Here is a 25,271-nt window from a genome sequence, read left to right as displayed (position 1 = left end):
TCAACTTCCGGAACAATCCATTCGTGCGTACTTCGCCAGTCCTGTCACTACTGCTCCTGGTCTGCCTCACGGTCTCCTGCGTCCCGGGAACGGGCTTCGGCCCGTTCGGGGCCGGGGGCACGCCATCGGCCTGGACCCTGAAGGGCGTCGAGACCAGGGAACGGCTGGCGGTGGTGGACGGGACCCTGATCTTCCTCACCCGCCAGGACCTCCGGGGCGTCGACGTGCTCTCGGGCCGCGAGCTCTGGAAGGTCCCGTTCCTGCCCGAACTCCGGAGGTCCACCCTCGACAATCCCTGGTTCGCCATCGCCCGAGGAGCGGTCGTCCTCGTCGAGTCCCCGGAGCGTTACGAACCGAGCGTCACCCGGGCGTTCGATCCCGGCACGGGCCGGCTCCTGTGGTCGAACGGAATCGCTCACGGCGTCACGGTGACGCAGGACGCCGTCTTCATCCACACCTGCGATACGAACTACGGCGATTGCACGACGGCCCGGCGCGAGCCCCGGTCGGGCGAGGTGGCCTGGTCGGGGGTCCCGAACCCCATCGGGTGGATGAGCGCCTCCGACCATCCGCTTCCGTTCGCACCTCCGACCGGCCGGTACTTCGCCACCGACGCCACGCGCAAAGGCACGGTGCTGCGCGACGCCGAGAACGGGCGGCGCATCACCAGGGCGAGCGCCCGCGACTGGTTCGACTGGTACCCCGTGGGCTCGGACGTGATCCTGTTCGACTCCGAGGAGGGCGACGGATTCTGCCCGATGAAACTCTCCTCCTTCGCCGGAGGGCAGTTCCGCCCGAAATGGAAACGGACGGCGTGCTTCCCGCTGGCCGGAGAGCGCATCGGCTACAACCCCGGCTTCCTCCACGCCACCGGGAAGTTCATCGGCACCGACACACGCATCGCGACCCTCACCCCGCGGGGCGGAACGCAGGTCCTCGACCTGACCAACGGGGACGTCCTCTGGAGATCGGCGGAGAGCGGAACCCCGCTGGACTCCGACGGCGCCTTTCTGCTGACCCGGCCGACGCCGCACCAGGGCCCGCTGACCATGCTCGACTTCGCGAGCGGGCGCGCCCTCTGGACCGTCCCCGATCCCGGCCTGGCGCCGAACGACTCCCGGTGGCGGACGGTGGTGAACGGCGGCTTCACCGCCGTTTCCGAGGCCCGCGGCAACGATGCCTCCGTCGCCGTCTACGAGACGAGCACCGGACGGCTGCTCACCCGCCATCCCGGTGTCTTCAAAGGCGCCGGTGACGGCTGGATCGCCGTCGTCCGGTTCCGGGGGGCCCGCGAGGACCTGGACTTCTTCTTCGTCTGATTCCTCGGACCGGCCGGCCCGGGTCATCCCGCGGAGAAGGAGCCGGGCCGGGAGGTGGCGCTCCAGCGGCCGTGGGTGCGGGTGATGGTGACGGGGTGGTCGAAGCAGGCGCTGATGAGGTCGGTGGTGAGGACCTCGGGGGCGGGGCCCGCGGTGAGGACCCCGCCGTCGCGGAGCAGCAGGGCGTGGGTGGTGCTGGCGGGGAGCTCCTCCAGGTGGTGGGTGACCAGCACGGACGTCAGGCCGGGGCGGTGCTCGCGCAGCGCGTCGATGCGGGCCAGGAGCCGTTCGCGGGCCACGAGGTCCAGGCCGGTGGCGGGTTCGTCCAGCAGGAGCAGGTCCGGGTCGGGCATGAGGGCGCGGGCGATCAGGGCGCGGCCGCGCTCCCCCTGGGAGAGCTCGGGCCAGCGGGCGCCGGCGCGGGCGGTGAGCCCCAGCAGCTCGATGAGCTCGTCCGCGCGGCGGAGCTGCTCCCCGGTGGGCGTCCAGCGGGGCACCAGCTCGATGGTGCCGGTCGCGCCGGTGAGGACGACCTCGCGCGCCGTGCGCGCCGACTGCAGCGGATGGCGCGGGTTGACGTGGCCGATCCGCATCCGCAGGTCCTGGACGTTGACCCGGCCCATCCGGTGGCCGAGGATGTCCGCGGTGCCGCGGGTCGGATGCGTGTAGGCGCCGAGGACGGACAGCAGCGTGCTCTTGCCCGCCCCGTTCGGCCCGAGCAGCGCCCAGTGCTCGCCGGCGCGCACCGTCAGCGAGACCTCGTCCAGCAGCAGCCTGCCGTCCCGGACGAGGTCCAGCTTCTGGACGTCGAGCACCACGTCGTACGGCACCGGGATCGCAGCGGACAAGACAAGCCTCCTCGTCGGCGAAGACGGACGTCCGGCGTCGAGCCGGTGAACCCGCAAGCTACCCGCCTCGGGGCGGGCCCGCCGACCGCACCCCGCCCCGAGGCCGCCGGGTCACCCGGTGACGGGAAGTCCGAGAGCCCTGCGCAGCAGCAGGACGTTCTCCTCGAAAGCGGTGTCGCGGGCGGGCCACCACCCGCCCGGCGCGGGGAGGATCGCGCCGAGCACGGGGAAGACGTTGAACTGCCCGTCGTCCAAGGGTGATCAATGTAGTCAGGCCGGTCGCCGCCGTCCAAGTCGTGAACCGGCTCGGCGTGGGTCAGCGGAGGCGGTGGTGCAGGGGCGCCGCCAGGTCGGTGGTGGTCAGGAGGAGCGCGACGGTGTAGTCGACGAGGTGGTCGCGGCCGATGCCGAGGTCGCCGCGCAGCCAGGCGGCGAGCAGGTCCCACAGGCCCGAGGTGAGGGTCAGGCCGGTCAGCTCCAGGTCGGTGTCGGACAGGGGGAGCGGGTCGAGGACCTCGCGGGTCTGGGCGATGAAGATCGTGGTGAGGGACTGGATGATCTGGCGCCTGCGCTCCTGGAGCAGGGGGTGCGCGGGGAACTCGTGCGCGAAGACCCGGGAGAGGCGGGGGTCGCCGGTGAGGAAGTCGACGGTGGCGTCCACGGAGGCTCGGATCCGGTCCTGGAGCCGGCGGGGCGAGCGCCGCGCGGCGTCCAGGATCTCGGCGGTGCCGCGGGCGGCCTGCTCGTCGACGATCGCCAGCAGCAGGGCGTCCCGGTCGGTGAAGTTCTCGTAGAAGTACCGGTCGTTGAGCCCGGCCTGGGTGCACACCCCGCGGACGGTCGTGGCGGCCCAGCCGCTGGTGCCCAGCAGTTCCAGGCCCGCTTCGAGCAGCGCGGCGCGGCGCAGGGCCCGGCGCTGCTCGGCGGGCACTCCGCGGTAGGGGCGGGTGCGAGGGGACGTCACGGTTCCCGATTGTGCCCCACCTCTTGACGCCGACCCGAATCTTGGTGATCGTTGACACCAGAAATTTCTGGTGTTCATGTTCACCAGAAATGGATCGCGGCAACGGCGGGAAAGGCGGTCACCGGTGACCACGGACTACTCGGCAGGACCCTCTGGGCCGGCCCTCGAGGACATCAACCTGGGTGACCTCCGCTTCTGGGAGAGGCCGCTGGAGGAGCGGGCACAGGGGTTCGCCGTGCTGCGCGCCCAGCCCGCCCCGCAGTTCTTCACCCTCCCCAAGATGCCCTTCGTCGGGCAGCAGCCCGGCTCCTGGGCGCTCGTCCGCCACGCCGACGTGGCCGAGGCCAGCCGCAACCCCGAGGTGTTCAGCAGCGAGCCCACCGCCACCCAGCCGGTCGACGCGCCGGGCATCGTCGACCGGTACTTCCGCTCGATGATCGACATGGACGACCCGCGGCACGCCAAGATCCGCCGGATCGTGTCCCGCGCGTTCAGCCCCCGGATGCTGGCCAAGGCCGAGGAGGACATCGCGAACCGCGCCAAGCGCATCGTGGACGAGCTGATCGAGGCCGGTCCCGGCGTGGACTTCGTCGCCAACGCGGCCGTGCGGCTGCCCGTCGAGGTCATCTGCGACATGCTCGGCATCCCGGCCGAGCAGCACGCGAAGGTGGTGAAGCTGAGCAACATCAGCACCGGCTACACCGACCCCGAGTACGTCGGCGCCACGATGGACTACAGCACCGGCACCGGCAGGATGAGCCACCTCGGGATGGCCCGGTCGATGGGCACGATCGCCTCGGCCGGCTGGCAGCTGCACCGGCTGGCGGCCAAGCTCGGCAAGGAGCGGATCGCCAACCCCACCGACGACCTCACCTCCGCGCTGGTGAACGCCAACATCGACGGCGAGCAGCTCACCCCGCAGGAGTTCGGCGCGTTCTTCCTGCTGCTGGTCGTCGCGGGCAACGAGACCACCCGCAACGCCCTCGCGCACACCCTGAAGCTGCTCACCGACCACCCCGACCAGCGCGCGCTGCTGATGGAGGACTTCGACGGCCGCATCGCCGGAGCCATCGAGGAGGTCGTCCGCTACGCCAGCCCGGTCATCTTCATGCGCCGCAACGTCACCCGCGACCACGAGATGAACGGCCACCTGTACCGCAAGGGCGACAAGGTGATGCTGTACTACTGGGCCGCCAACCGCGACGAGGCGGTCTTCGAGGACCCCGAGAAGTTCGACATCACCCGCTCGCCGAACCCGCACATCGGCTTCGGCGGCCCCGGCCCGCACTTCTGCCTGGGTGCCAACCTGGCCCGCCGGGAGCTCACCGTGATGCTCCGCGAGCTGTACACCCGCCTGCCCGACCTGCGTTCCGAAGGCGAGCCCGACCGGCTGCTGTCCGGCTTCATCAACGGCTACAAGCGGCTGAACTGCACCTTCACGCCGCCGACGGCCGTTCCGGCCGGCCGTCCCGCGAGCGAAGGCTCCTGACCGGTGCCGGACGCCGACCGGCCCGAGGCCGAGGCGTGGGAGACGTTCGCCGACGCCCTGCGGAAGGCCGGACGGCGTCTGGCCGCCGACACGGAGCACCTGGACGAGTCCGAACGCGCCGACGCCTTCCGGGCGCTGCTCCGCGGGCTGCACAACCAGCTCGCCCGGTTCGAGGTCGACCGGGAACTGCCGGAGCTGGTGCCGTTCAACGGATGGCGGCAGAAGTTCTTCATGGACAACCCGGACTTCCGGTACTGGGTGGCCGACATCCGTCCAGGCCGCTGCTACCGCGTCACGGGCAATCCGGGAGCCGCCGCCTACACGTCGATCACGGTGTACGCGGGGACGGGACGGGCGGGGGCCGAGGCCGTCGCCCGGCTCGACAGCGACGACCTGCGGTTCGACGCGGCGGGGGACTTCACCGTCACGCTCGGCGGAGACCGGCCCGAGACGGGTGACTGGCTGCCGCTCCCCGAGAAGGCGACGGCGCTGTGGGTGCGCTACTTCCACGATGACGCCGACGACGAGACGGGCTGGTGCACCCTGGAACGGGTCGGCTCCGTCGAAACCGCGCCGCCTCCCATCGATCCGGCACGCTTCACCCACCACCTCAACCGCCTCGCCGGGACCATGTCCTTCCTTCCCGCGGCCTTCAAGGCGGCGGCGGACGCCGACCTCGCGCAACCCAACGAGATCCGCCACTGGTCGGAGATGGCGGGCGGCGCCGTCTACACCGAACCCGGCATCCACTACCTGCGCGGAGGCTGGGAACTCGGGCCGGGCGAGGCACTGGTGATCGAAGGCGACGTGGTGCCCTGCCGGTACTGGAATGTCCTGCTCTACAGCCGCTTCCTCAACTCACTCGACCACCGGCACCGCTCCGTCTCGCGTACCGGGGCCACCGCGAACGTGAAGGACGGGCGGTACCGCTTCGTCCTCGCCGCCGAGGACCCCGGCACGGCCGCAGGCGACTGGCTGGACACCGAAGGGCGACCGTTCGGCATCGTGGTTCTGCGCTGGCTGCGTCCTGAACGGGCACCCGACTTGCCGTCCGTTCGTCGCTGCCGTCTCGAAGACCTGCGGAGCGAGTCATGACGTTGTGGAAACCGGTGCCGCGGACGGCGGAGGTCGCGGCCGTATACGAGGCGGCGGAAGTCGATCGCCTCGCCCGTCCCGAGCGGTACCGGCTGGGGAAAGACGCCGTGGAGGCGGTCATCTCCCGGGCCTCCAGAGGCGTCGAGGACACCTTCGTGGACGACCCTTCGGTATGGCGTGAAGGGCTCGAACAGTACTTGGAGTCGGCGGAGAAGGACGGACGTCTGAATGCCATCGGCGTGAAGACGGCGTTCGGAACGGCGGCGGCACGGCTACGCGCCAGATTCCTGATGAACCGCCACCTCGCAGCCCACCCGGAGATCGGCGAACGCCCGCTCCTACCGCCGATCGTCATCGTCGGCGGCTGGCGTACCGGCACGACCTTCCTGTTCCGCCTGCTCGCCACGGACCCCGGATTCCGCGCCCCCTTCTCCGCGGAATTGGGCACTCCCTGGCGCTTCGACGGCGCGTCGGAGAGCAGACGCGCCGAGCTCCTCGACGCGCTCGCCGGAGCCCAGGACCACCTCCAGTTCCTCAATCCGGCCCTGGCCACCGTCCACGACTTCGGCCCTCGCCTTCCCGAAGAGTGCGTGGTGGCCATGGGAGGCGACTTCCGCAACTGGGGCTTCAGCTCCACCATGCGCCTGGACTCCTACAGCACCTGGCTGGACGGCCAGGACCTCACCGCCTCCTACGTTCGCCACCGCGAGATCCTGCAGACTCTCGACACGGGAGACGGCCGCCGCTGGGTCCTCAAAGCCCCCGCCCACCTCCCCGAACTCCCGAGCCTGGCCGCCGCCTTCCCCGGCGCGTGCATCGTCCACCTGCACCGCGACATCGTCGAGACCCTCGCCTCCGGCACCAGCCTGTTCTCCGTCTTCCGCTCCACCTACAGCGACGAAGTCGACCCCCGCGACGTGGCTCGCTTCCAGACCGACCAGACCGAGCTCTGGCTGCGCCGCGCCCTCGCCTTCCGCGCTTCCCCCGCCGCGTCGACCGTCACGACTTTGGACGTGTCCTACCGGGACCTCGTCTCCACCCCCGCGACGGTGCTGAAACGAATCTACGAGGCGGCCGGCGTCCCGGCCCCCGACGACCTGGACGGCATGGTCGAACGCCACCACGCGGCCCGCCCCCGCCACGCCAAAGGCGTCCACCACTACACCCCCGCCCACTTCGGCCTGGACGAGAACGAACTACGCCGGCGCTTCGCCGACTGGGAGCGCGGGAGGTGGGGAGGGGCGCGGTGAGGGGGCTCGCGGAAATGTCGGCGGCGCGTGGCAGCATGGTCACATCAGGTGATGCCGTCGGGCATGAGGCGCGGCGGCGACTCCACTGGAGGTGCCAGATGTCCGAAGCCGCCGGTTCTCCCGCTCCGGGTACGCCCTGCTGGATCGAGCTGATGGTGCCCGACCAGCGGGCCGCCCTCGACTTCTACCGCGAGCTGTTCGGCTGGGAGGGCGAGATCGGCCCGGCCGAGACGGGGGGCTACGCGATCTGCACGCTGGACGGGAGGCCCGTCGCGGGGATCATGGCGACGCTGCCGCCCGAGTCCGGCAAGCCCGCGCCGCCGAACGTCTGGACGGTCTACCTGGCGACCGGCGACGTCGACGGCACCGAGAAGGCGGTCACCACCGCGGGCGGCACCGTCCTGCTGCCCGCCATGGACGTCAGGGGCCTCGGCCGCATGGCGGTGGCGGCCGACCCGCAGGGCGCCGCGTTCGGCCTCTGGCAGGCCCGCGACTTCACCGGCTTCCGCATCTCCGGCGAGGCGGACTCCGTCGTCTGGGTCGAGCTCAACACCTCCGACGTCGCCGCCGCGAGCGACTTCTACCGCGCCGTGCTCTCCATCGAGACGGCCCCCATGCCGGGCGCCGAGGGCTACCACTCCCTCAACGCCGGCGGCGAGACGGTCGGCGGCATGGGCACCCCGGACGACGCGCTCCCCGGCATGCCGCCCCACTGGCTCGTCTACTTCGCCGTCGACGACCCCGACGCCAAGGTCGAGAGGCTCACCCGCGCCGGCGGCCACGTGCTCCAGCCGCCCTTCGACATGATCGCCGGCCGCATGGCCGTCGTCCAGGACCCCCAGGGCGCGATGTTCGCCCTCCTCAAGCCCGAACCCATGAACCCGACCTGACCCGGCGACGATGGCGCTGGCGATCGCCTTGGCGTTCCTGTTCGGCCCGCCCGCTCCGAACGGCGCTCTGACGAGGATCCGCTCTGACGAGGATCCGCTCTGTCCGGGCCGGTGCTCGGACGAGGGGCGCCCCGCCCGGCCGCGTCCAGAGGAGGTCCGCCCCGGGTTCCGGTCGGTGCCCCGGTCCGGAACCCGGGGCGGACGGTCGGGTCAGGCGGGGTCGGGGGAGCCTTCGCACCGGAGGAACGGGGACAGCGGGGCCTTGGGGACCGCCTGAGGCGGAACAGATGGAGCAGCCGGAGTAGCCGGAACAGACGGGGTAGACGAAACAGTCGGAGTAGGCGGAGTAGCCGGAACAGATGGAGCAGGCGGAGCAGATGGAGTAGGCGGAGTAGCCGGAACAGATGGAGCAGGCGGAGCAGACGGGGTAGACGGAGCAAGCGGATTAGCCGGAACAGGCGGGACGGGCGGAGCGGGCAGGCGGCCGGGGTCGAGGCCGGATGCGGGCTCGGGACGGTCGGAGGACGGGTCGGAGGGCGGGGTGGAGGCGTCGGTCGGCGGTGTCGTGGAGGCCGGGCGGGCGGGGGAGGCCGGGCGGCGGACGAGGAGGAGGGCGAGGGTGAGGAGGGCGGTGGCGACGATGGCGTCGATCCAGTAGTGGTTGGCGGTGGCGACGATGACGAAGAGGGTGAGGGCGGGGTGGGCCAGCCAGAGCCAGCGCCGGGAGGAGCGGGTGACGGTGATGAGGCCGATGGCGACGACGAGGGCCCAGCCGAAGTGGAGGGAGGGCATGGCGGCGAACTGGTTGGCCAGGCCCTCGGTGTCGATCTCGTCGTAGGGGGAGGGGCCGACGAGGCGGCCGGTGTCGATGAGGCCGAAGTCCGGGACCATGCGGGGCGGGGCGAGGGGGAAGGCCAGGTGCAGCAGGAGGGCCGCGCCGGTGAGCACGGTCAGGGTGCGGCGGACCCAGACGTAGTGCGCGGGGTGGCGGCCGAACATCCAGATGAGGAAGGCGATCGTCGCGGGGAAGTGGACGGTGGTGTAGAAGACGTTGGCCGCCTTCTGCAGGACCTCGCCGTGCAGGATCAGCGCCTGGACGGACGCCTCGTGGGGGAGGCGCACCGCGCGCTCCCAGCCCCAGACCCGGGTGGCGTTGGCGAAGGCGTCGCTGAGGTTGCCGTTGGCCAGCAGCCGCCCCAGCCGGTACATGCCGTACAGGACCGTGATGAGGACGAGTTCGGCGACGACCTTCGGTCGGGAGGCGGGGGGCGCCGATCGCACGGCACGCTCCTTTCTGATGCCGACCGCCCGCCGCCGGCGTCGGCGCTCGCAGCGGGAAGTGCCTCGGGAGGGGCTGGAGCGGGGCGTCGGACGTCCGGGGCACGCCGGGGTCCGTCCCGGCCGTCTCCACCGGCCGGAGCCGACAAGACCGGGAAAGCTGGGGTGTTAATAGAAGTTTGTCAGGTTTTGTAACGAGGGCGGACGGCCGAGGACGGGGAGCCGGGCGGGGCCGCCGAGCGGGTCGGCGGCCCCGGAGGAGGGACGGTGCCGCGCCCGCCCGGCCGGAGAGGACCGGTCGCGGGCGGGCCCGGTGCGGGGGAGGGTCAGCGGGCGGCTCCGGCGGGTTCGGGTTCGCGGGGCCTGGGGGCGTCGAGGGCGTGGCGGAGCCTCTCGCCCTCGATGTCGAGGTCGGGGAGGGCGCGGTCCAGGGGGCGGGGGAGCCACCAGGCGGCCTTGCCGAGGAGGGCCATCACCGCGGGGACCAGGGTCATGCGGACGATGAAGGCGTCGATGAAGACGCCGACGGCCAGGGCGAAGCCGATGGACTTGATGATGGGGTCGGGGGTGAGCATGAACCCGGCGAACACCGCGATCATGATGAGGGCGGCGGCGGTGACGACGCGGGCGTTGTGCCCCAGGCCGTTGACCGTGGCCTGGCGGGCGGTGTCGCCGTGGACGAAGTCCTCGCGCATCCGGGAGACGAGGAAGACCTCGTAGTCCATGGCCAGCCCGAACAGGATGCCGATGAGGATGATGGGCAGGAAGCTGACCAGGGGGCCGGGCGTGTCCACGCCGACCAGTCCGGCGAGGTGGCCCTGCTGGAAGACCAGGACGGTGAGGCCGAAGGTCGAGCCGACGGTCAGCAGGAACCCGGCCGCGGCCTTGAGGGGCACCAGCACCGAGCGGAAGACCAGCATCAGCAGCAGGACCGACAGGCCGACCACCAGCAGCAGGTAGACCGGCAGGGCGTCGGCGAGCTTGGCGGAGATGTCGATGCCGATCGCGGTGGCGCCGGTCAGCGCGATCTCGGCGCCCCGCACGTCGGCGACCTTGTCGCGGATGGCGTGGACGGTGTCCTCGGTCGCCGTGTCGGTGGGCCCGGTGGCCGGGATGACGGCGACCAGGGCGGTGGTCCCCGCCTCGTTGAACTGGGCGGGCGCGACGGCCTGCACGCCCTTGACGCCGCCGATGAGGGCCGTGGTCCGCTCGGCCGCGGTGCGGGTGGCGGCGGCGTCGCCGCCGGAGACCACGGCGATCAGCCGGCCGTTGAAGCCCTCGCCGAACCCTTCGCTGGTCAGGTCGTAGGCCTGGCGTTCGGGGGTGTCCTTCGAGGCGGTGCCCGCGTCGGGCAGGGCGAGGTGCATGTCGGTCACCGGCAGGGCCAGGGCGCCGAGCGCCAGCACTCCGGCGAGCAGGACCGGCACGCGCACCCGGACGATGAGACGCCCCCACCGGTGGCCGAAAGGCTCCTTGCCGGGCGTGGCCGCGGCGGGGCCGGCGTTGCGCTGCCCGCGCGGAAGGATCTTGTCGCCGGCGAAGGCGAGCACCGCCGGGAGCAGGGTCAGCGCCACCAGCACGGCCACCGTGACGGTGGCGGCCGCGGCCAGGCCCATGGCGGTCAGGAACGGGATGCCCACGACCGACAGTCCGGCCAGCGCGATGACGACGGTGGCACCGGCGAACACCACGGCCGAGCCGGCGGTGCCGATCGCGCGCCCAGCGGCCTCCCGCGGCTCCAGGCCTTCGAGCAGGTTCTGCCGGTGGCGGGAGGTGATGAACAGCGAGTAGTCGATGCCGACGGCCAGTCCCAGCATCAGCGCCAGCACCGGGCTGGCGCTGTTGAGCTCCACCACGCCGGTCAGCGCGTACAGTCCGGCCATGCCGACGCCGACGCCGACGAGGGCGTTGAGCAGCGTCATCCCGGCGGCCACCAGCGAGCCGAAGGTGAGGACCAGGACGACGGCGGCGACCAGCACGCCGATCGCCTCGGCGACGCCGCCCATGTGGGTCTCCCGGACGATCTCACCGCCGGTCTCCACGCGCAGTCCCCGGTCGTCGCGGGCGATCTTCTTGTAGGCGGCGCGCTGCTCGTCGGTGATCTCGGCGATCTCGTCGGCGAACTGCACCTGGACCAGGGCGTACCGGCCGTCGGGGGAGACGGAGCGGGCCTGGAAGGGGTCGACGGCGGCGGTCACGCCGGGGATCTCGGAGGCCTGGCGGACGATGGGCGACACCTCGCCCGGGGTCAGCTTCCGGCCTTCGGGCGCGGCGATGACGATCGTGCCGGTGGTGCCCGTGGCCTGGGGGAACTGGGTTCCCAGCGCGTCCATCGCCCGCTGGGACTCGGTGCCGGGCATGCGGAACTCGGCGGTGGTCGCGCCGCTGAACGCGGCCGCCGCTCCGCCCATCAACCCGAGGAGCAGCAGCCAGATCGCCACGACGAGGCCGCGGCGCCCGAAGCACCATCGGCCCAGCCGGTACAGCAGGGTGGCCATGAGGAGGTCGTGCCTTTCGGTGGAGGGTTCGAGGGGTCCGGCGTGGGGTCAGGCGCCGGTGCGGCCCAGGGTCCGCAGCGCTGCGGCGGTCATCGCCTCGCGCAGGGTCTCGTCGTCGTACGGCAGTTCGGCCGCGCTGGTCAGGAAGATGCCGCTCAGCGCCATGAGCGCGGCCACCCGGGCGTCCGGTTCGGCCGAACGGCCCGCCATCGCGTCGATCAGCTGCTCCCCGATGTCCTCGACGCCCTCGACTCCCAGCTCCGGCAGCGAGGCGAGGTCGCCCAGGTTGTCGAACAGCAGCTTGATCTCCCGCCGGAACCGCAGGCTGAGGTCGGCGAAACCGCCGGTCGCGGCGACGGCGGCGGCCCGGCCGTCGAGGTGCTCCAGCCGGGCGATCAGCTTGGACGCCTCCCAGGAGGCGGGGAGCAGCAGCTCGGCCAGGAGCATCTTCTTGTTGCTGAAGTGGTACAGCAGCGACGCCTTCGAGCAGCCGACGTCGGCGGCGATGTCCGCCAGCGACGTTCCGCGGTAGCCGTGCTGGACGAACAGCCGCAGCGCCGAGGCGAGGAGCCGCTCACGCAGACCGGAGGAGGAACGTGCCATGCGATCACGATAACTGTCCGATCGGCTAGTCCTGACCGTTCGGACAGGGAATCCCTGTGGCGTCGGTCACCGCCGCCCGGCCGCTCCGCCCCGCCCCGTCCGCGTCCGCCCGGCCTCCGGCTCCCTATCGTGGACGTCTCCCCCTTTCGTACCGAAGGAGCACGTCCACCATGGCCGAGACGACGGTCGGCATCGTCGGCGCAGGGATCATCGGGCTCGCCGTCGGCAGGGAGATCACCCTGCGGCGGCCCGGCACCCGTGTCGTCGTCCTGGAGAAGGAGGACAGGGTCGCGGCCCACCAGACGGGCCACAACTCCGGGGTCGTGCACGCGGGCATCTACTACACGCCCGGCAGTCTCAAAGCGCGGTTGTGCACGCGGGGCGCGGCGATGATCCGCGAGTACTGCGCCGAGCGGAGGCTGCCGTTCGACGAGTGCGGCAAGCTCGTCGTCGCCGTCACCGGGGAGGACGTCGTCCGGATGGACGCGCTGGCCGCGCGGGCGGGGGACAACCACGTTCCCGGCCTGCGGCGCGTCGGCCCCGCGGAGATCCGCGAGATCGAGCCGCACTGCACCGGACTGGCCGCCCTGTACTCGCCGCACACCGCTATCACCGACTACGTGCGGATCGCCGAGTCGTTCGCCGCCGACATCACCGCGGCGGGAGGCGAGATCCGGACGTCGTTCCCGGTCACCCGGATCACCGAGGCGCGGGGCGGCATCGAGGTCGCCTCCGGCGCGGAGGCCCTGCGCGCGGACGAACTGATCATCTGCGCGGGCGTCCAGTCGGACCTGGTCGCGGGCCTGGCCGGTGACGACCCGGCGCCCCGGATCGTCCCGTTCCGCGGCGAGTACATGTTCATCCGCCCGGAGAAGGCCGACCTGATCCGCGGCCTCATCTACCCGGTCCCCGACCCCCGCTACCCGTTCCTCGGCGTGCACTTCACCCGCCGGGTGAACGGCACCGTGGACGTGGGCCCCAACGCGGTGCTCGCCTTCGCCCGCGAGGGCTACCGCTTCTCCGACGCCTCCGCGCGCGACCTGCTCGACATGGCGCGCTGGCCCGGCACCTGGCGGATGGCCGCGCGGCACTGGCGCACCGGCGTCAAGGAGATCCGCGGTTCCCTTTCCACGAAGGCCTTCATGAAAGCCGCGCAGGATTACGTCGCGGAAATCGGTCCGGAGGACGTCCACCCCGGCGGCTCGGGTGTGCGCGCCCAGGCCCTCGACCGCGACGGCGCCCTCGTGGAGGACTTCCGCATCCACCGGCTCGGCCGCGTGACGGCCGTGAGAAATGCCCCTTCACCCGCGGCGACGTCCTCCATGGCGATCGCCGAGTACGTTCTGGACACGATCGAGGGCAAGCGGGACGGCCTCGGCTGACCGGAGCCGGGTACGGGCCGGAAGGGAGGGGAGACGCCCGGCGGTCCGCCGGGCGAGAATGGAACCGCGCGAGCGAGCGGAGTGGGCATGGGCATGGTCGAAGACGGGGACGAGGGGCGCCTTTCCGTCGGCGCTCCCAAGGAGTGGGCGGCCGGTGTGCCCGGCGTCGCGCACGCCCTGGAGTACGCGCTGGGCCAGACGTCCGTGCGGCGGGCGGCGCTGACGCTGCTGAACGTCAACCAGGCCGAGGGCCTGGACTGCCCGGGCTGCGCGTGGCCGGAGCCGGGCAGGCGGCACCTGAACGAGTACTGCGAGAACGGTGCCAAGCACGTCGCGGACGAGGCCACGACGCGGCGGGTCACCCCCGACTTCTTCCGGCGGCACCCGGTCTCCGAGCTGGACGGGAAGTCCGACCAGTGGCTGAACCAGCAGGGGCGCCTCACCGAGCCGATGGTCAGGCGGCCCGGCTCCGACCACTACGAGCCGGTCGGCTGGGACGAGGCGCTCGGCCTGGTCGCGCGGGAGCTGAAGGCGCTGGAGAGCCCGGACGAGGCGCTGTTCTACACCTCGGGGCGCCTGGGCAACGAGGCGGCGTTCCTGCTGCAGCTGTTCGCGCGGGCCTTCGGCACCAACAACCTGCCGGACTGCTCCAACATGTGCCACGAGTCCAGCGGCAGCGCGCTGATCCAGACGCTGGGCATCGGCAAGGGCAGTGTGAGCCTGGACGACCTGCACGCCGCGGACCTGGTGTTCGTGGTGGGCCAGAACCCCGGCACCAACCACCCGCGGATGCTCTCGGCGCTGGAGGAGACCAAGCGCCGCGGCGGGAGCGTCGTCGCGGTCAACCCGCTGCCCGAGGCGGGCCTGAAGCGCTTCAAGCATCCGCAGAAGGCGCGGGGCGTGCTGGGCCGCGGCACGCAGATCGCGGACGTGTTCCTGCAGATCGGGGTCGGCGGCGACCTGGCCCTGTTCCAGGCGCTCAACCTGCTGCTGCTCCAGGCCGAGGACGCCGCCCCCGGCACCGTCCTGGACGGGGCGTTCATCGCCGCCCACACCACCGGCTTCGCGGAGTTCGCCGAGCACGCCCGCCTCACGACGTGGCCGGACGTGCTGGAGGCCACCGGGCTGACCCGCGAGCAGATCGAGGACGTGCACGAGCGCGTCCTGGCGAGCGAGAAGGTCATCGTGTGCTGGGCGATGGGCCTGACCCAGCACAAGCACGGCGTCCCGACGATCCGGGAGATCGTGAACTTCCTGCTGCTGCGCGGCAACCTCGGCCGTCCCGGTGCGGGCGTCTGCCCGGTGCGCGGCCACAGCAACGTCCAGGGCGACCGGACGATGGGCATCTGGGAGCGGCCGCCCGCGTGGTTCCTGAGCGCGCTGGGCAGGGAGTTCGGGTTCACTCCGCCCGCCGCGCACGGCCTGGACACCGTGAACGCGATCCGCGCGATGCGCGACGGGAAGGCGAAGGTCTTCCTGGGCGTGGGCGGCAACTTCGTGCGCGCCACGCCCGACAGCGAGGTCACCGAGGCGGCCCTGCGCTCCTGCCGCCTGACGGTGCAGATCTCCACCAAGCTGAACCGCTCCCACACCGTCTGCGGTGAGACGGCCCTGATCCTGCCCACGCTGGGCCGCAGCGACCGGGACGCGCAGAACGGCGTCGAGCAGTTCGTGACGGTCGAGGACTCCATGAGCCAGGTGCACTCCTCCCGCGGGAAGCTGCCTCCGGCCTCGGAGCACCTGCTGAGCGAGGTGGCGATCATCAGCCGGCTGGCCCGCCTGACCCTGCGGGACGGGCCCGACCTGCCCTGGGCGGAGTTCGAGGCCGACTACGACACCGTCCGCGACCGGATCTCCCGCGTCATCCCGGGCTTCGAGGACTTCAACGCCAGGGTCCGGGAGCCCGGCGGCTTCCGGCTGCCCAACCCCGTCAACGAACACGTCTTCAACACCCCGCAGGGCAAGGCCGTCTTCACCCGCAACGCCTTCACCATGCTGAAAGCACCCGAAGGCCACCTGATCCTGCAGACCCTGCGCTCGCACGACCAGTGGAACACCATCCCCTACACGGCGAACGACCGCTACCGGGGCATCAAGGGCTCGCGCCGCGTGGTCATGGTCAACCCCGAGGACCTCGAGGACCTCGGCATCGCCGACGGCTCCGAAGTCGACCTGGTCGGCGTCTGGGAGGACGGCAGGGAACGCCGGGCTCCGGGCTTCACCGTGGTCTCCTACCCGACGGCACGGGGCTCGGCCGCCTCCTACTACCCCGAGACCAACGTCCTGGTGCCCCTGGACAGCGTCGCCGACGTCAGCAACACCCCGACGTCCAAGGGCGTCGTGGTCCGGCTGGAAGCGGCGCCCTGATGGGCAGGGTGACCGACCGCCGCCCGGTCCTGCGCGTCCGCGACGGGCGGGCCTCCCGCCGCTCCGACACCCTGACGGTGGAGGAGCCCATGGAGCTGCGGGTCGGCGGCAGGTCCCTGACGGTGACCATGCGCACCCCCGGCGACGACTTCGACCTCGCCGCCGGCTTCCTGGTGGGGGAGGGCGTCGTCCGCTCGGCCGCGGACATCGCGGGCATCCGCTACTGCGCGGGCGCCGCCGAGGACGGCTCCAACACCTACAACATCGTGGACGTCGTCCTGGCCGACGGCGTCCCGCCGCCCGAGGCGTCCCTGGAGCGCAACTTCTACACGACGTCCTCGTGCGGCCTGTGCGGCAAGGCCAGCCTGGAGGCCATCGCCACCACCGCGCCCTGGGACCTCGCCGAAGACACCCTGCGCGTCGCCCCCGAAACCCTGGCCCTGCTGCCCGACCGGCTCCGTGACGCGCAACGTGTCTTCGACCGGACCGGCGGCCTGCACGCCGCCGGCCTCTTCACCCCCGAGGGGGAGCTGTTCTGCGTCCGTGAGGACGTGGGCCGCCACAACGCGGTGGACAAGGCGGTCGGCCACGCCCTGCGCTCCGGCCGCCTCCCGCTGCGGGAGACCATCCTCATGGTCAGCGGCCGCGCCTCCTTCGAACTCGTCCAGAAGGCGGTCATGGCCGGCATCCCCCTGCTCGCCGCGGTCTCGGCCCCTTCCTCCCTGGCCGTCGACCTGGCCGCCGACCAGGGGCTCACCCTGGTCGGCTTCCTGCGGGGAAGCTCCATGAACGTCTACACCGGCCCGGCCGTCACCGTCTCCACTCGGTGACGGCCGAACCTGCGCCGCCCGGCTTCAGTGGGCGACGGGACAGCCGCCGCTGCCGCCCTGGACGGGGGTGAAGCGGGCGGGCATGCTCTGGATCGCGGCGACGAACGCCGAGGGGTTGCGCTTGGGAAGGTCCTCGGGGTTGGCGACCTTGATGTCGGGGAGGCGGCGGAAGAGCTCCTCGAAGACGACCTTGATCTCCATGCGGGCGAGGTTGGCGCCCATGCAGTAGTGGGTGCCGATGCCGAACCCGACGTGCGGGTTGGGCGTGCGGTCGATGCGGAACTCGTCCGGCGCGTCGAAGGCGTCTTCGTCGCGGTTGGCCGACTGGTACATCAGCAGGACGCGGTCGCCGGGCTTGAGCTCCACCCCGCTGAGCGTGATGGGCTTGGTGACCGTCCGGAGGAAGTTGAGGACGGGGCTGGTCCAGCGGACGATCTCGTCCACGGCGCTGTCGATGAGCTCCGGGTTGTCGCGCAGGAGCTCCCGCTGCTCGGGGAAGAGGGTGAAGGCGCGCAGGCCGCCCGCGATCGCGTTCCGGGTCGTCTCGTTCCCGGCGACCATGAGGAGCACGCAGAACATCAGGAGCTCCTGGTCGGACAGCTCCTCCATGCCGGTCGTCTCGTTGAGCTGCGCCCTCAGCTCCTCGCTGTGGTCGAGCTTGCCCTCGTCGAACGCCGCGGTCAGCAGCGACAGCAGGTCCGTGCCCGGCTCCGTCTGCTGCCTGCGCTGCTGGACGGCCTCGCTGACGACCGTCGTGTACTCCACGAAGGCGTTGGTGGCGTTGAGGAGCGCGGGGCTCTCGAAGTCGGTCTGGCCTTCACCGGCCATCATCGCGTCGGACCACTCGTAGAGCTGGTCGCACAGGTCGCGGTCGAGCCCGAGCAGCTCGGCGATGACGATGAGCGGCACGTGCCGGGCGAGGTCGGCGACGAAGTCGATCTCCCCGGACGTCTCGACCTTGTCGATGATGTCGTTGGTCAGCTCGCGCACGTGCTCGGTGAGCTGCTTGACCTGACGGGGCGTGAACCCGCGGGAGAGCAGGCGGCGCTGGCGCGAGTGCTCGGGGTCGTCCATCGCCACGATCGACAGGGGGACCATGTTGACCGGCCGCACCCCCTCGGCGGCGCTGAAGTGCTCGGTGTCCCGCGACGCCGTCACCACGTCGGCGTGCCGGGAGAGCACGTAGAGGTCGTTGTCCTTCTCGTACCTGACGGGCTGCTCTCGCCTGAGCCAGGCGTAGAAGTCCCAAGGGTCGTCATACAGCGCCGGGTCTGTCACCGACTGAGTCTCATACGAAGCCACGTCATGCACCATACAAATTTTGGATGATGTATGACAAGGGGGAAGGTGCCACACTGTGCCCATGGCCGGCAGAGGATGGAAAGGCAGCCCCCCGCGCACCGAGGGGGAGGCGAGACAGCGCATTCTGGAGGCGGCGAACCGCTGCCTGGAGCGCTACGGACCCGTCAAGACGAGCCTGTCCGACGTGGCCGCCGAGCTGGGGGTGACCCGGCAGACGGTCTACCGCCACTTCCCCAGCACCACGGACCTGCTCCTGGCGAGCGCGGAGTCGGCGGCGGAGCCCTTCATCGAACGCCTCGCCGAGCACTGCTCCTCCCGCGAGGACCCGGGCGAGACCGTGGTCGCGGCGATCGTCTACGTCCTGGAGCACCTGCCCCGGGACCCCCGCCTCTCCCTCCTGCTGGCGCCGGAGCGCGCCGACCTCCTCGCCGTCGGCATCACCTCCCCGACCGCGATCGGGTTCGGACGTGCCATGCTGCGCCGCTTCCCCGTCGACTGGGAGGCGCTGGGCTACGACGACGACACCCTGGCCGAGCTCGCCGAGCACCTGCTCCGCGTCATCCAGTCCCTGGTGACCGCCCCCGGCGTCCCGCCGCGCTCGCCCGAGGAGCTCACCCGCTACCTCACCCGCTGGGTCGCCCCCGCGATTCCCATGCCGGCGGGCGGCTGAGCCGCCCCGCGTCGCGGTGGCGCGGCCTCGGGGCGGGAGGGGGTCGTCCGGGTAGGTTGTCGATCAAGGTTCGCGAGATCCAGGAGGGATGACCATGGAGCTTTCCGGCATCGGCGTGTGGAGCCAGCAGCTGCGCTACGGGGACGCGGCCCAGGCCGCGGAGGCGGCCGCGGAGCTCGAGGAACTGGGCTACAGCGCGCTGTGGGTGCCGGACGTCGGGGGCCCGGTCTTCGACGCGGTCGGCAACCTGCTGGCGGCGACCCGGCGGGCGGTCGTCGCGACCGGCATCCTCAACCTGTGGATGCACACCCCCGAGGACGCCGCGTCCGCCCACGCGGCGCTGACCGCCGAGCACGGCGACCGCTTCCTCATGGGCATCGGGGTGAGCCACGCCCCGCTGATCGACCACAAGGAGGCCGGCCGCTACCGCAGGCCGCTGTCGGCGATGGCCGCCTTCCTCGACGGCCTCGACGCGGCGAAGCAGCCCGTCCCGGTCGAAAGCCGCGTCCTGGCCGCCCTCGGTCCCAAGATGCTCGCCCTCGCCTCCGAGCGGGCACGGGGCGTCCACCCCTACCTCGTCACCCCCGACCACACCCGGAAGGCCCGCGAGGCGCTCGGCGAGGGGGCGCTCGTCCTCCCCGAGCAGACGGTGATCCTGTGCGGGAGCCGGGACGAGGCGCGGGAGATCGGCGTCCCGTGGCTGCGCAGCTACCTCTCCCTCCCCAACTACGCCAACAACCTGCTCCGCCTCGGCTTCTCCGCCCAGGACGTGGAGTCGGTGAGCGAGTCCCTCTTCGACGCGCTGATCGCCTGGGGCGACGAGGAGGCGATCCGGAGCAGGGTGGACGAGCACCGTGCGGCGGGCGCCGACCACGTCTGCCTCCAGGTCCTCACCGCGGACTCCAACGCCTTCCCGCGGGAGGAATGGCGGCGTATCGCGGCCGCCCTTCTGTAGCGGGTAGGGTCGCGGCGAGGGAGGGGAGATGGCCTTGTCGAGGCGTCCGCTGGGGCAGCTCGAAGCCGAAGTGCTCGCCGTGGTGGCGGTCGGGGGACCGATCAGCGCCGCGGACGTGGTGACGCGGATCTCCGGCGACCCCGCCTACACGACGATCAACACGATCCTCTTCCGGCTGCACGAGAAGAACCTCGTCACCCGCGTCCGGGAGGGCCGCCAGTTCCTCTACCGGGTCGCGGTCGACGAGGCGCGGCTGGTGGCCGGCCGCATGCACGACCATCTCCGGCACGCCAGCGACTCCACCAGCGTGCTGAGCAGGTTCGTGCAGGCGCTGAGCCCCGAGGAGGAGCAGGAGCTGCGCCGGATCCTGGACAGGGGTGGAGAGGTCCCGTGACCTGGCTGACGCTCCTGCCGGCGGCGATCACGCTGGGATTGAGCATCGCACTGGGACGTTTCCCTCTCCCTCTCCACCCCCTGTGGACGAGCCGCGTGCTGTGCACGGTCGCGGCCATGACGGCGCTCGCGACGGTGGGCACGTTCCTGTTCGTCGCCGTCAACTACTGGGCCACGCTCTGGCCCGACGCGGCGAACCGGCTGCCGGAGTGGACGCTGTTCGGCGACGACGTGCCCGTCCCCACCCCGCTGGGCGTGGCGGCCGTCGTCCTGCTCGCGGCGAGCCTGGTGACGGCGGTGCGGCTGGCCGTGCGCTGGGTGGCGGAGGTGCGCGCGGCGCAGGGCGTGTCCCTGCTGCAGACCGACGTCCCGATGGCCCTGGCGGTGCCCGGCCGCCGGGGCGGCGTCCTGGTCTCCCGCGGACTGATGGCGGCGCTCACCCCGGCGGAGCTGGGCGTCGTCCTCCAGCACGAGGGCTCGCACCTGCGGCACGCCCACCACCGCTACCTCGCCCTGGGCGCGCTGGCCGCGGGCGTCCTGCCGCCGCTGCGGAGCCTGAACGAGCGCATGCGGTTCGCCCTGGAGCGCTGGGCCGACGAGGACGCCGCCGAGGCCGTGGGCGACCGCGAGCTCGTCGCCCGCACCATCGCGCGGGTCGCCCTCCTCCAGCCGCGCCGCCCGGAGCCCGGCCCCATGGGCGCCTTCGCCGACTCGGGAGTGGTGCGGCGGGTCGAGGCGCTGATGGACCGCGCCCCCGACCGCAACCCCATCGTCGGCCCGGTGAGCCTGCTGAGCACCACCCTGGTGACCGGCGCCCTGGCCCTGGTCGCCCTCCAGATCGACCGCGCCTTCCACCTCACCTTCATCTGAGGGAGTCGAGGAACCTCGCGGCGATGGGGGCGGCGGCCTCGGCTCCGGTGCCGCCGTCCTCGACGATGACGGAGAAGGCGACATCGCCCTTGTAGCCGATGAACCAGGCGTGGGTGGGCGGCTCCTCGCCGGAGCCGAACTCGGCGGTGCCGGTCTTGCCCGCGGTCCCGGCGGGGAAGTCGACGTCGTGGGCGGTGCCCTCGGAGACGACGGCGGGCATCAGGACGCGCAGAGCCTTGCGGACGGCGGGGTCGAGCCGGTGGTCGGGCTCGGGCTTCTTGCCCGCGGCGTCCAGGGCCTGGCTCGCCAGCTCCTTCGGGACGAGCCGGGGGGAGCGCCAGGTGCCGTCGGCGGCGGCCGCGGCGACCGAGGCCATGTTGAGCGGGCTGGTGAGCACCTCGCCCTGGCCGAACGCGGCGGCGGCCAGCGCGGTGTCGTCCTTGACGGCGGGGAACGACGCCCGCACCGCCGGGAGGCCCGCGATGATCGGCACGTTGAAGCCGAACTGGGAGGTGACGTCCGCCAGCTTCTTCTCGCCCAGCCGGGAGACGGCCAGGTCGGCGAACGTGGTGTTGCAGGAGTGGGCGAACGCGTCGCGGAACGGGACGTCGCCGAACTTCTCGTACCCGGCGTTCTTGAAGGTGCGGCCGCCGATCGTCGTCGTGGCGGGGCAGCCCACCGTGCTGGTGACGCCGAGCCCGTTCGCGACCAGGGCGGCCGCCGTGACGACCTTGAAGGTGGAGCCGGGCGGGTACTGGCCCATGAGCGCGCGGTTGTAGCCGCCGGGCTTGTTGACGACGGCGAGGATCTCGCCGGTCGAGGGCCGGACGACGACCATCGAGGCGTTCTTCTTCGCGGTCGACAGCGCCTCCCCGGCGGCCAGCTGGACGCGCGGGACGATCGTGGTCCTCAGCGGCTCGCCCGCCGCGCCGTCGAACCGCTGGAGCGTCTGGACCGGCGCGTCCTTCCCGTCGACGATCTTGACGACCGTGCCGGGGGTGCCGGCCAGCCGCTTCTCGTACTGGCGGTTGAGCCCGTCCAGGCCGACCGGGTCGTCCTTGCGGTAGGGGGCGCCGAGTTCGGCGGCGGCCTTGTCGGTGGCGGGGCCGACCGGCCCGATCAGCTGCTGCACCGATCCGGAGGAGCTGCCGCGCAGGTCGGAGCCGTTGGCGGCGGTGATGGCGGCGCGTTCGGGGAACTCCCGGGCGGAGGTGAGCCGCTGCCCGTCCTTCAGCGCGGGGTGGAGCACCGACGGCGTCCAGCGGACCCGCCATCCGTCGTCGTTCTTCACGAACGAGAAGGTGCCCTCGTACTTCCACTGCTGGCCCTGACCGAGGGTGAGCTCGGCCCGGTAGAGGGCCTTGGCGCCCTCGCCTTCACCGACCCCCGCCAGGTGGAGGCGCTGGTCGACGACGCCGAGGTCGGTCCACGTGCGGGCGAGGCGGTCCTTGAGGTCGGCGGGGCCGCCCTCGGTGAGCGCCGCCATCGCGGCGGCGTCGCGGCGCTGCCAGGCGTCGAGGAACTGCTCGCTGACCGGCCGGGGCCCGTCGTCCCGGTTGACGGCCCAGAAAATCCCGGCGCCCACGACCAGGACCGTCGGCACGGCCACGGCGGCCACCACGGTACGGCGCATCCACTTCTCCTTCCCCCGCAGGAGAGACCAGGACAGCAGAAGATCGAGAATATGTCCAAGTTTGTTATGAGTCATGGATTGATATCCAGATGGATATAATCCCGGGTCATGAACCTGGTGGGGCACCTCGAGTGCTTCGTCGCGGTGGCCGAGGAACTGCATTTCGGCCGGGCGGCGGAGCGGCTCGGCATGGCGCAGCCGCCGCTCAGCCAGCGCATCCAGCGGCTGGAGAAGGAGCTCGGCACCCGCCTGTTCGACCGGTCGAGCCGCCGCGTCACGCTCACCGCGTCCGGCCGGCTGCTGCTGGAGGAGGCGCGCGACCTCCTCGACCGGGTCGAGCGGATCCACGCGGTCGCCGAACGGGCGGCCGAACGCGACGTGCTGCGCGTCGGCGTCCCCGAGGACCTCGACGGCGCGGTGATCGCCGCCCTCCTCGGCACGTTCCGCGACGTCCGCCCCGAACTGCCCCTGGACCTGCGCCCCGCCCCGACGGAGGAGCACCTGCGCGCCCTCGCCGCCGGCACGCTCGACGCCGGGGTGCTCCGCCACCCGTGCGACACCGCGGGCCTGATGCTCGGCCCGATGCTCGGCCAGCCCCTGGGAGTCCTCCTGCCCGACGGCTCCGCGCCCGCCGCCGCCCCCGAGCTGCGCCTGGCCGACCTGGCAGGCCACGATCTCGTGGTGCCCCGCCGCGAGACGTCGCCCGCCGCGCTGGAGGACCTGCTGGCCTCCTGCGCCCGGCACGGCTTCGTCCCGGGGGCCGTCCACGAGTCCCCGCACCCCCAGTTCACGCTGGGCCTCGTGCTCGCGGGCACCGCCGTGGCCCTCGTCCCGCCGGGCCCGGCGGCCCCCGGTACGGTGTGGCGTCCCCTGCTGGGCACGCCCCTCCTGCAGCGGACGTCCTGCGCCTGGCGTTCGGGAGCGCCGCCCGAAGGCCCTCTCGCCGACCTCATCGAGGTGACCACCCGTGTCCTGCGCACCGAGGCGGCCATGACGCCCGTCACCCAGCGCGTCGTCCTCCGCCCGTCGTCGGGGTTCCTCGCATGACGGCGGCGATCGAAGGCGCGTTCCGCGAGGCCGGAGTGGTCGGCTGGCTGCACGCGGTCGACCTGGACACCGGCCGCGAGCTCGGCGTGCGCCAGGACGAGACCGTGGTGCTCGCGTCGGTCTTCAAGGTCCCGCTCCTCGTGGCGTTCTTCCGCCGCGCGGCGGCGGGCGGGCTCGACCCGGTGGAGCAGGTGACCCTGCCCCCCGGCGTCCGGGTGGCCGGGCCGACCGGGACGTCCGTGCTGCTCGACGAGGTCCGCATGTCGCTGCGCGACCTGGCCTGCCTGATGATCACGGTCAGCGACAACACGGCGGCCGACGCCGTCCTGGACCGCGTCGGCCTCGACCACGTCAACCGCGCCCTGGCCGACCTCGGCCTGACCCGGACCCGCGTGACGGGGAGCGCCGCCGACCTGCACGCCTCCCTCATGGCCGACGCGGGCGTCGCCGACCCCGCCGACCTGTGGGGGAGGCTCACCGACCCCGGCATGACCGGCCGCCTCACCGCCCTCGACCCCGCCCGCTCCAGCCGCGGCACCCCCCGCGAGCTGACCGGCCTCCTGGCCGCGATCTGGCGCGACGAGGCGGCGCCGCCCGCCGAGTGCGCCCAGATGCGCCGCATGCTGGGCCTCCAGATCTGGCCCCACCGCCTCGCCGCCGGCTTCCCCTACGACGACGTCCTCGTCAGCGGCAAGACCGGCACCCTCCTGACGCTCCGCAACGAGATAGGCGTCGTGGAGTACCCCGACGGCGGCCGCTACGCCCTCGCCGTCTTCACCCGCGCCCGCAGCACCGCCGCCACCCACCCCCGCGCCGACGCCGCCATCGGGACCGCCGCCCGCCTCGCCGTCCAGGAGCTCCGCGGCTGGGCCTCCTGACCCGCCGCCCGGAGCGCCACCACCCGTCCGGGGCCGGTCAGGTGCTCCCCGCGACGTACTGACGGCACTCGCCGGTGAAGACGACGGCCAGCTCGGCGTCGATGATCGACGCCGAGAGGGCGGTCGCGGGGATCCCGTTCACCCCTGAGGGGTCGCGGTAGACCTGCGTCGCCAGCCCTTCGGCGACGGCGGCGAGGCGGACGGCCGCGGGCCACGGGTCGAGGTCCGGCACGACCTCCCCGCACTCCTTGCCGTTGTGGACGGCCTGGGCGAGGTCGTCGCGCAGCGCCCGGGCGGTCTCGGAGTCGACCTCGGCGAGGGCGGGGACGTCCAGTGCGCGTCCGGCGAACGCCCTGGCGACGCGGAACTCGGTGCGGCGCGTCTCGTCCAGGGGGATGAGCTCGGCCATCGCCTCGGCCAGGACCCGCGAGATGGGCCGGCGGTGCTGGATTCCGGCGCGTATCCGTTCTTCGATGCGGCTCCGGATGCGCGAGCTGGCGTACCTGAACGCGTGCAGGAGCATCTCGTCCTTGGTGCGGAAGTAGTGCTGCACCAGCCCCACCGAGATCCCGGCGGAGGCGGCCGTGCGGGCGACGGTGACGGCGTCGAGGCCGCCTTCGGAGATGAGCTCGCAGACGGCCGCGGCGATCTGCCGCCGGCGCTCCTCGTGGTCGGCTGTCCTCGGCACTTGATGACCATACCGCCGTACG

23 protein-coding genes are annotated in these 25,271 nt (G+C 72.3%); 14 read left to right on the top strand and 9 right to left on the bottom strand.

The features are described from left to right. Positions 1 to 23 precede the first annotated feature (23 nt). The gene (locus ABD140_RS03405) at positions 24 to 1,319 is read left to right on the top strand and encodes an outer membrane protein assembly factor BamB family protein (protein ID WP_344236574.1); all 1,296 of its coding nucleotides are present in this window, start codon (positions 24 to 26) and stop codon (positions 1,317 to 1,319) included. Between the two features lie 23 nt (positions 1,320 to 1,342). On the opposite strand, the gene ABD140_RS03400 is transcribed toward ABD140_RS03405, so the two are convergent. From ABD140_RS03400 to ABD140_RS03390, 3 genes are all read right to left on the bottom strand, one after another. After that, the gene (locus tag ABD140_RS03400) at positions 1,343 to 2,167 is read right to left on the bottom strand and encodes an ABC transporter ATP-binding protein (protein WP_344236572.1); all 825 of its coding nucleotides are present in this window, start codon (positions 2,165 to 2,167) and stop codon (positions 1,343 to 1,345) included. A 111-nt stretch (positions 2,168 to 2,278) separates the two neighbouring features. Beyond that, on the bottom strand, positions 2,279 to 2,422 hold the full coding sequence (locus ABD140_RS03395; RefSeq protein WP_344236570.1) for a hypothetical protein: 144 nt from the start codon (positions 2,420 to 2,422) through the stop codon (positions 2,279 to 2,281). Between the two features lie 61 nt (positions 2,423 to 2,483). Next, positions 2,484 to 3,131, bottom strand: coding sequence for a TetR/AcrR family transcriptional regulator (locus tag ABD140_RS03390; RefSeq protein WP_344236568.1), 648 nt, complete (start codon positions 3,129 to 3,131; stop codon positions 2,484 to 2,486). Positions 3,132 to 3,255: 124 nt separating this feature from the next. Between ABD140_RS03390 and ABD140_RS03385 the strand changes: the two genes are divergently transcribed. From ABD140_RS03385 to ABD140_RS03370, 4 genes are all read left to right on the top strand, one after another. After that, the gene (locus ABD140_RS03385) at positions 3,256 to 4,620 is read left to right on the top strand and encodes a cytochrome P450 (RefSeq protein ID WP_344236566.1); all 1,365 of its coding nucleotides are present in this window, start codon (positions 3,256 to 3,258) and stop codon (positions 4,618 to 4,620) included. Positions 4,621 to 4,623: 3 nt separating this feature from the next. Further along, entirely contained in the window at positions 4,624 to 5,715 is a 1,092-nt protein-coding gene (locus ABD140_RS03380) for a DUF1214 domain-containing protein (RefSeq protein ID WP_344236564.1), read from the top strand. Beyond that, positions 5,712 to 6,965, top strand: a complete 1,254-nt coding sequence (locus ABD140_RS03375; RefSeq protein ID WP_344236562.1) for a sulfotransferase family protein — start codon at positions 5,712 to 5,714, stop codon at positions 6,963 to 6,965. The genes ABD140_RS03380 and ABD140_RS03375 overlap by 4 nt, the downstream gene beginning before the upstream one ends. Before the next feature lie 98 nt (positions 6,966 to 7,063). Beyond that, a complete protein-coding gene (locus tag ABD140_RS03370) occupies positions 7,064 to 7,855 on the top strand; it encodes a VOC family protein (protein ID WP_344236560.1) in 792 nt (263 codons plus the stop codon). A gap of 210 nt (positions 7,856 to 8,065) precedes the next feature. On the opposite strand, the gene ABD140_RS03365 is transcribed toward ABD140_RS03370, so the two are convergent. The 3 genes from ABD140_RS03365 to ABD140_RS03355 all read right to left on the bottom strand — a co-directional run bounded on the left by ABD140_RS03365 (position 8,066) and on the right by ABD140_RS03355 (position 12,234). Beyond that, on the bottom strand, positions 8,066 to 9,136 hold the full coding sequence (locus tag ABD140_RS03365; RefSeq protein WP_344236558.1) for a phosphatase PAP2 family protein: 1,071 nt from the start codon (positions 9,134 to 9,136) through the stop codon (positions 8,066 to 8,068). Between the two features lie 323 nt (positions 9,137 to 9,459). Next, a complete protein-coding gene (locus tag ABD140_RS03360) occupies positions 9,460 to 11,631 on the bottom strand; it encodes an MMPL family transporter (protein ID WP_344236556.1) in 2,172 nt (723 codons plus the stop codon). Positions 11,632 to 11,679: 48 nt separating this feature from the next. After that, entirely contained in the window at positions 11,680 to 12,234 is a 555-nt protein-coding gene (locus tag ABD140_RS03355) for a TetR/AcrR family transcriptional regulator (RefSeq protein WP_344236554.1), read from the bottom strand. Between the two features lie 170 nt (positions 12,235 to 12,404). Here ABD140_RS03355 and lhgO point away from each other — a divergent pair, with 170 nt between their 5' ends. The 3 genes from lhgO to fdhD all read left to right on the top strand — a co-directional run bounded on the left by lhgO (position 12,405) and on the right by fdhD (position 16,813). Then, a complete protein-coding gene (gene lhgO / locus ABD140_RS03350; protein ID WP_344236552.1) occupies positions 12,405 to 13,616 on the top strand; it encodes an L-2-hydroxyglutarate oxidase in 1,212 nt (403 codons plus the stop codon). Positions 13,617 to 13,703: 87 nt separating this feature from the next. Then, complete coding sequence (locus ABD140_RS03345; protein ID WP_344236550.1) at positions 13,704 to 15,983, top strand: FdhF/YdeP family oxidoreductase; 2,280 nt, start codon at positions 13,704 to 13,706, stop codon at positions 15,981 to 15,983. Then, positions 15,983 to 16,813: a formate dehydrogenase accessory sulfurtransferase FdhD gene (gene fdhD, locus ABD140_RS03340; RefSeq protein ID WP_344236548.1), complete on the top strand. Its 831-nt coding sequence runs from the start codon at positions 15,983 to 15,985 to the stop codon at positions 16,811 to 16,813. Before ABD140_RS03345 ends, fdhD begins: the two co-directional genes overlap by 1 nt. A 24-nt stretch (positions 16,814 to 16,837) precedes the next feature. Here the strand turns inward: fdhD and ABD140_RS03335 are convergent, their stop codons facing one another. Then, complete coding sequence (locus ABD140_RS03335; RefSeq protein WP_344236546.1) at positions 16,838 to 18,091, bottom strand: cytochrome P450; 1,254 nt, start codon at positions 18,089 to 18,091, stop codon at positions 16,838 to 16,840. 85 nt (positions 18,092 to 18,176) lie between these two features. Between ABD140_RS03335 and ABD140_RS03330 the strand changes: the two genes are divergently transcribed. The 4 genes from ABD140_RS03330 (at position 18,177) to ABD140_RS03315 (ending at position 21,003) form a co-directional block, all read left to right on the top strand. Beyond that, complete coding sequence (locus tag ABD140_RS03330; protein ID WP_344236544.1) at positions 18,177 to 18,785, top strand: TetR/AcrR family transcriptional regulator; 609 nt, start codon at positions 18,177 to 18,179, stop codon at positions 18,783 to 18,785. An 88-nt stretch (positions 18,786 to 18,873) separates the two neighbouring features. Beyond that, the gene (locus ABD140_RS03325; RefSeq protein ID WP_344236542.1) at positions 18,874 to 19,740 is read left to right on the top strand and encodes an LLM class F420-dependent oxidoreductase; all 867 of its coding nucleotides are present in this window, start codon (positions 18,874 to 18,876) and stop codon (positions 19,738 to 19,740) included. A 28-nt stretch (positions 19,741 to 19,768) separates the two neighbouring features. After that, the gene (locus ABD140_RS03320) at positions 19,769 to 20,134 is read left to right on the top strand and encodes a BlaI/MecI/CopY family transcriptional regulator (RefSeq protein ID WP_344236540.1); all 366 of its coding nucleotides are present in this window, start codon (positions 19,769 to 19,771) and stop codon (positions 20,132 to 20,134) included. Next, positions 20,131 to 21,003 (top strand): M56 family metallopeptidase, encoded by an 873-nt coding sequence (locus ABD140_RS03315; RefSeq protein WP_344236538.1) that lies wholly within the window; start codon positions 20,131 to 20,133, stop codon positions 21,001 to 21,003. Before ABD140_RS03320 ends, ABD140_RS03315 begins: the two co-directional genes overlap by 4 nt. On the opposite strand, the gene ABD140_RS03310 is transcribed toward ABD140_RS03315, so the two are convergent. Further along, positions 20,996 to 22,636 (bottom strand): penicillin-binding transpeptidase domain-containing protein, encoded by a 1,641-nt coding sequence (locus ABD140_RS03310; RefSeq protein ID WP_344236536.1) that lies wholly within the window; start codon positions 22,634 to 22,636, stop codon positions 20,996 to 20,998. The two genes, ABD140_RS03315 and ABD140_RS03310, sit on opposite strands and share 8 nt — an antisense overlap. Positions 22,637 to 22,744: 108 nt before the next feature. Here ABD140_RS03310 and ABD140_RS03305 point away from each other — a divergent pair, with 108 nt between their 5' ends. Together ABD140_RS03305 and ABD140_RS03300 are read left to right on the top strand one after the other, a co-directional pair. Beyond that, a complete protein-coding gene (locus ABD140_RS03305; protein ID WP_344236534.1) occupies positions 22,745 to 23,683 on the top strand; it encodes a LysR substrate-binding domain-containing protein in 939 nt (312 codons plus the stop codon). Continuing rightward, positions 23,680 to 24,561 (top strand): serine hydrolase, encoded by an 882-nt coding sequence (locus ABD140_RS03300; protein ID WP_344236532.1) that lies wholly within the window; start codon positions 23,680 to 23,682, stop codon positions 24,559 to 24,561. Before ABD140_RS03305 ends, ABD140_RS03300 begins: the two co-directional genes overlap by 4 nt. 37 nt (positions 24,562 to 24,598) lie before the next feature. Here ABD140_RS03300 and ABD140_RS03295 read toward each other — a convergent pair whose 3' ends face one another. Next, positions 24,599 to 25,249 (bottom strand): TetR/AcrR family transcriptional regulator, encoded by a 651-nt coding sequence (locus tag ABD140_RS03295; protein ID WP_344236530.1) that lies wholly within the window; start codon positions 25,247 to 25,249, stop codon positions 24,599 to 24,601. Between the last annotated feature and the right edge of the window lie 22 nt (positions 25,250 to 25,271).

It is taken from the genome of Actinocorallia libanotica, assembly GCF_039525175.1.
Classification (GTDB): Bacteria; Actinomycetota; Actinomycetes; order Streptosporangiales; family Streptosporangiaceae; genus Actinocorallia; species Actinocorallia libanotica.
This window is presented reverse-complemented; position numbering and strand designations above follow the sequence as displayed.